The 5955-nt window shown below is 38.8% G+C and carries 6 protein-coding genes; 5 read left to right on the top strand and 1 reads right to left on the bottom strand.

Going from position 1 to position 5955, the window contains the following annotated elements:
* Nucleotides 1-223 precede the first annotated feature (223 nt).
* From AC1WHX_RS09965 to hisB, 5 genes are all read left to right on the top strand, one after another.
* Nucleotides 224-643, top strand: a complete 420-nt coding sequence (locus tag AC1WHX_RS09965) for a DUF6789 family protein (RefSeq protein ID WP_009316523.1) — start codon at nt 224-226, stop codon at nt 641-643.
* A 282-nt stretch (nt 644-925) separates the two neighbouring features.
* On the top strand, nt 926-1777 hold the full coding sequence (gene hisG / locus AC1WHX_RS09960) for an ATP phosphoribosyltransferase (RefSeq protein WP_009316521.1): 852 nt from the start codon (nt 926-928) through the stop codon (nt 1775-1777).
* A 2-nt stretch (nt 1778-1779) separates the two neighbouring features.
* On the top strand, nt 1780-3066 hold the full coding sequence (gene hisD / locus AC1WHX_RS09955; protein WP_481229267.1) for a histidinol dehydrogenase: 1287 nt from the start codon (nt 1780-1782) through the stop codon (nt 3064-3066).
* Between the two features lie 10 nt (nt 3067-3076).
* Nucleotides 3077-4114, top strand: coding sequence for a histidinol-phosphate transaminase (gene hisC / locus AC1WHX_RS09950; RefSeq protein WP_009316516.1), 1038 nt, complete (start codon nt 3077-3079; stop codon nt 4112-4114).
* Nucleotides 4115-4119: 5 nt separating this feature from the next.
* Nucleotides 4120-5250: a bifunctional histidinol-phosphatase/imidazoleglycerol-phosphate dehydratase HisB gene (gene hisB / locus AC1WHX_RS09945; RefSeq protein ID WP_278582789.1), complete on the top strand. Its 1131-nt coding sequence runs from the start codon at nt 4120-4122 to the stop codon at nt 5248-5250.
* 77 nt (nt 5251-5327) lie between these two features.
* On the opposite strand, the gene AC1WHX_RS09940 is transcribed toward hisB, so the two are convergent.
* The gene (locus AC1WHX_RS09940; RefSeq protein WP_022390914.1) at nt 5328-5864 is read right to left on the bottom strand and encodes a GNAT family N-acetyltransferase; all 537 of its coding nucleotides are present in this window, start codon (nt 5862-5864) and stop codon (nt 5328-5330) included.
* Nucleotides 5865-5955: the final 91 nt, after the last annotated feature.

Here is a 5955-nt window from a genome sequence, read left to right as displayed (position 1 = left end):
GGCTCTAAGATTATTTATTTCTCCCCTATTTCCATCCAACTGCAACAAAAAATTCTCCGAATTTTAAATATTTTTTCGTCCCGAAAAATAAATACACAAAAACAAAATGACCATAAAATGTGTTTAACCAACAAATCGTCCGGTTTGTTGAAGAGATCTCTAAACGAATAAACACTACAAATATCGGTTATCTTTTTATTTCAAACCGCAAAATTATAGTAATATGAAAAAAATACAAGAACCTATCATAGGAGGATTTTTTGCAACCCTTGCCTTATTATTTGTCTCTTTTATCGAAAATATCAGCGGATCATTCAATTATATTTCACCTATATTTTTATCATCAATAGCAGACGATTCTATTTTAGGAGCTTTCTTCTTGCAATTAATTGCAGGCTGGATATTTGCATTCATATACAGTCTTTTCTTTATTAAAATACTGAGTTGGGCAAAAAATGATTGGATAAGAGGCTTGATATATGGGATCGTAATAGCCATATTAATGGAAATAGGTCTATACATAGCAGTGGATAATATCATTCTTCCGAACCTCATATTAGACACAATCGGTATGCTTATCGCTTACGGAATATTCGGTATCGTTCTCGGAGCTTTCATTCCTTTGTCAAAAAGAGAAAAATAAATAACGAATTATCGGTTTCGACATTTTTTCAAGAACATTCAAAAAGAAAAAACGCCATATTATTTGCAAATAATAATATTTAATGTACATTTGCAACATCAAAATAAAAGACTTATGACAAATATTACTTTACATCACGGTCATCATCATTCTTAACTCAAATGAGGTGAGCTGTAATTGTATTGTAAAAAAGAAATATAAATAGAAGGCTTGCCGATCGGGTAAGCCTTTTTTTTATGTCCGGAACAAAATTAATTTATAAACTTATAAAAACAATTTATCATGTTACGCATTGCTGTTCAATCAAAAGGTCGTTTATATGAAGACACAATGGGACTTCTCACGGAAGCCGGAATCAAATTATCCTCAGCCAAACGAACTTTATTGATCCCCGCCCGGAATTTTCCCGTAGAAATTCTTTTTCTAAGAGACGATGATATTCCCGATTCGGTCTCTTCCGGTGTCGCCGACATAGGGATCGTAGGTAAAAACGAATTTATGGAAAAGGAAAAGCAAGCTCGCATCGTTAAAAATCTGGGATTCAGCAAATGCAGGCTTTCTCTCGCAATTCCTAAAGACGAAGAGTATCAAGGTCTGGAATGGTTCTCGGGACGTAAAATTGCGACATCTTATCCGGTAATCTTAAACAAATTTCTAAAAGACAACCACATAAATGCCGATATACACGTTATTACAGGATCTGTAGAGATTGCTCCGGGAATAGGCCTTGCCGATGCGATTTTCGATATTGTGAGTTCGGGAAGTACCCTTGTCAGTAACCGACTGAAAGAAGTCGAGGTCGTTGTAGAATCGGAGGCTATACTCATTGCCAACAATAATCTGACAGACGAAAAACTCGAAATACTGGAAGAGTTGATATTCCGAATCAATGCCGTTCAAGCCGCCGAAGACAAAAAATATATACTGATGAATGTTCCCAATAACTCTTTAGATAAAATACTTGAGGTCTTACCGGGAATCAAAAGTCCCACCATCATGCCTCTCGCAAAAGAGGGCTGGAGTTCGGTGCATACGGTTCTTGAAGAAAAACGTTTTTGGGAAATCATCAACAAACTAAAAACTGCCGGAGCTGAAGGTATATTGGTACTGAACATCGAAAAAATGGTATTATAATTATGGAAATCATCGAATATCCGTCCCGAGATGACTGGAACAAAATCACTGAACGTCCGCATTTGAATACTTTAGCCTTACACGAAAAGGTCAGAAACATATTAAACGAAATCCGAGAAAACGGAGATTGTGCGATACGTTCATATACAGAACAATTTCAAGGAGTCAGATTGTCAGAACTGGAAGTTCAGGAAAACGAATTCGCCGAAGCCGAAAAGCTGCTTGACAAAGAGTTGAAAGAAGCTATTTTGACAGCAAAAAAAAATATAGCTAAATTCCATGCTTCACAGGCCATAACACCTCAAAAAATAGAGACTACCGAAGGAGTAACATGCTGGCAAAAAGCAGTAGGCATAGAACGAGTCGGGCTTTATATTCCGGGAGGTACAGCACCTTTGTTCTCTACGGTATTAATGCTTGCCGTACCGGCTCGCATCGCCGGCTGCCGTGAGATCATCATGTGCAGCCCGTGTAACGCAAACGAAAACATCCACCCGGCAATTCTTTTTGCAGCTCGTACCGCAGGGGTCGATAGGGTTTTCAAATTAGGAGGTATTCAAGCAATCGGAGCAATGGCATACGGCACGAAAAGTGTTCCTAAAGTTTATAAAATATTCGGTCCCGGAAACCAATATGTAACTGCAGCAAAACAGATCGTGAGCCTGAAAGATGTAGCAATAGATATGCCTGCCGGACCATCAGAGGTCGAAGTTATTGCAGACAGCTCTTCTTTTCCTGAATTTGTGGCTTCGGACTTTTTATCACAGGCCGAACACGGTGCAGACAGTCAATCGATATTGCTCACTACCGAAAAATCGGCGATCGAAAACGTAAAACAAGAGATCGAGCGTCAACTCGAACAGCTCCCCAGAAAAGATCTGGCAAAAAAATCATTAGAACACAGCCGCCTTGTATTATTAAACGACTGGGATGAAGTGATCGACCTTACCAATGAGTACGCTCCCGAACATCTCATCATTCAAAGCAGTAACTACCAGGAATTGAGTGAAAGAGTCATCAATGCAGGATCTGTCTTTCTCGGACCATATACTCCTGAAAGTGCCGGAGACTATGCTTCGGGAACAAATCATACCTTACCGACAAGCGGATATGCAAAAGCTTACAGCGGAGTAAATCTGGACAGCTTTATACGAAAGATAACATTTCAGGAAATCAGCCGGAAAGGACTGCAGAATCTCGGGAACACTATAGAGATAATGGCCGCCAATGAAATGCTCGACGCTCATAAAAACGCCGTATCGGTAAGACTCGCAAAAATAAACCAATAATAAACACAGCATGAAAAAATTAGAAAAACTGGTTCGACCCAATATATGGAGGCTCAAGCCTTACTCTTCGGCACGAGATGAATTTAAAGGTGAAGCATCTGTTTTTCTCGATGCCAACGAAAATCCGTACAATACTCCGTATAACCGCTATCCTGACCCTCTACAATGGAAAGTTAAAGAAAAAATAGCCGATTTAAAAGGGGTAAACATAGAGTCTATTTTTCTCGGCGTAGGAAGCGATGAACCGATAGATCTCTTATATCGGGCTTTCTGCGAGCCGGGTATAGACAACGTTATAGCCATCGATCCGACCTACGGAATGTACAAAGTATGCGCCGACATCAATAATGTGGAATACCGCCCTGTCCGACTCAACAACGATTTCGATTTCGAACCGGACAAACTTCTGGCAGAAGCCGACTCTAACAGTAAACTGCTATTTCTATGCTCTCCGAACAATCCTTCGGGGAATTCGTTTTCCTTTGAAAAGATACGGTATATATTAGATAATTTTCAAGGCATTGTTATTGTCGATGAAGCCTATATAGATTTCTCTGCTTATCCTTCTCTTTTGGAGAAACTCGACCAATACCCTAACTTGGTGGTATTACAGACTTTTTCCAAAGCATGGGGAAGTGCAGGAATACGTTTAGGAATGGCTTTTGCATCAAAAAATATTATTCAGATATTCAATAAGATAAAATATCCTTATAACATTAACCGGTTGACACAGGAACACGCTTTGGAGCTCTTGAAACGAAACGGAGAAATACAAGCATGGGTAAAAGAGCTTGTCTCAGAAAGAGAAATCCTTCAAAAAGAGTTATCCGCACTTCCGGTCATACTGCACATATACCCAAGCGATGCAAATTTTTTACTGGTAAAAACCCGGGACGCTCAAGCCTTATATGATTATTTGGTCGCAAAAGGGATCATCGTCCGTAACCGCAACAAGATCACCTTATGCGAAAACTGCCTCCGTATTACAGTCGGTACACCCGAAGAAAACAAGGCATTGATCGACGCATTAAAAAAAGTAACGTTATGAACTCTATAAAAAAAGCCCTATTCATAGACCGGGACGGAACTCTCGTAGTAGAACCTCCTGTCGATTATCAACTGGATAGTCTTGAAAAATTAGAATTTATTCCGAAAGTATTCCGCAACCTGCATTTCATTAAAGAAAAACTCGATTTCGAATTGGTCATGGTAAGTAATCAAGACGGTTTAGGGACAGATTCTTTTCCTGAAGAGACTTTCTGGCCTGCACAAAATAAAATCATACGTGCTTTTGAAAATGAAGGGGTGACTTTTGATAATATTTTAATAGACCGTTCTTTCCCTGAAGAAAATCTCCCTACTCGAAAACCGGGAACTGGAATGTTAAAAGAATATCTTGACGGAAGTTATGACATGAAACAATCTTTTGTCATAGGTGATCGCATCACCGATATGCAGCTTGCAAAAAATATGGGTTGTCGGGGAATATTCTTAAAAAATGAAGAACAAGGATTACAAGAAATAACAGATAACGGGCTCGATCAAACCTGCGTATTGGTCACTCCCGACTGGGATAAAATCACAGAATTCCTTTTTGCCGGAGAAAGACGTGCAGAAATAATACGTAAAACTTCTGAAACCGACATACATGTAACGATCAATTTAGACGGTAACGGTAAATGTAATATTTCTACCGGACTCGGATTTTTCGATCATATGCTCGATCAGATCGGAAAACATTCGGGAATAGACCTGACAATTCAGGTAAAAGGAGACCTGAACGTTGATGAACATCATACAATCGAAGATACAGGTATCGCTCTTGGTGAAGCTATCGGCAAAGCTTTAGGAGATAAAAGAGGCATAGAACGGTATGGCTACTATCTGCCAATGGATGACTGCCTCTGTTCTGTCGCATTGGACTTCGGAGGAAGGGCATGGCTGGTATGGAATGCAGAATTTAAAAGAGAGAAAATCGGAGACATGCCTACGGAAATGTTTTTCCATTTCTTTAAGTCGTTCAGCGATGCAGCCCGAATGAATCTCAACATCAAAGCTGAAGGAGACAATGAACACCATAAAATAGAAGGAATATTCAAAGCTTTGGCTCGTGCCCTAAAAATGGCTATACGACGAGATATATTCCACTATGAGTTACCGAGTACCAAAGGAGCGATCTTCTAAGATTGGGTAAATTTTTCAATAAAAAGAATCACCGGAATACAACTTATTCTTTCCGGTGATTTTTTTATAAACTATTGCTATTCCGATATATTCCGGCGATAAACCTCATCTTTAATCCGCTCTATATATTGAGGTAAAAAGTCAGAGTTCTCGTTTCCCATAATCCATAACGGACATGCATCTTCTCGCTTATGATAAGAAGGCTGGATATATTCTTTTTCAAGAACCTTATATCCGTTTCTACGATAATATTCCACACGTCGTATAGCAATCTCATCATCAATTGCGGGCTCTACTTCAAGCAATCTCAATCCCGAAAGATTCTTTGCCACATAATCTAAAACCTGCTGTCCGATTTTCTTATTCCTTAAATGAGGATATATAGCGAAATGTTCCAGATAATAGAACGTTTCGAAATCCCAAAACACAAAAAGTCCGCATAATTCTCCATCCAAAACGACAGCATTAAAATGCATCGAATCGGCAGATTTTATCAAACGTTTCAATTGTTCTACCGGGCGTCTTTCTTCCAATGGAAAAGATTCTTCATATAAAGAAATGAGTCTTTTCAAGAAAGCATCATCAGAATCAGTAATTCGAATTAATTGCATCATAGATTATTTATTTAGAACGGTTAAACAAAAATACGGGAATAAATCGTTTTACAAAATCACTATTTATCCGATTCTCGGATATAATAATAAA

It is taken from the genome of Coprobacter sp. (genome assembly GCF_982436375.1).
Note: the sequence above shows the minus strand (reverse complement) of the source record. Positions and strands in the feature narration are given on the sequence as shown.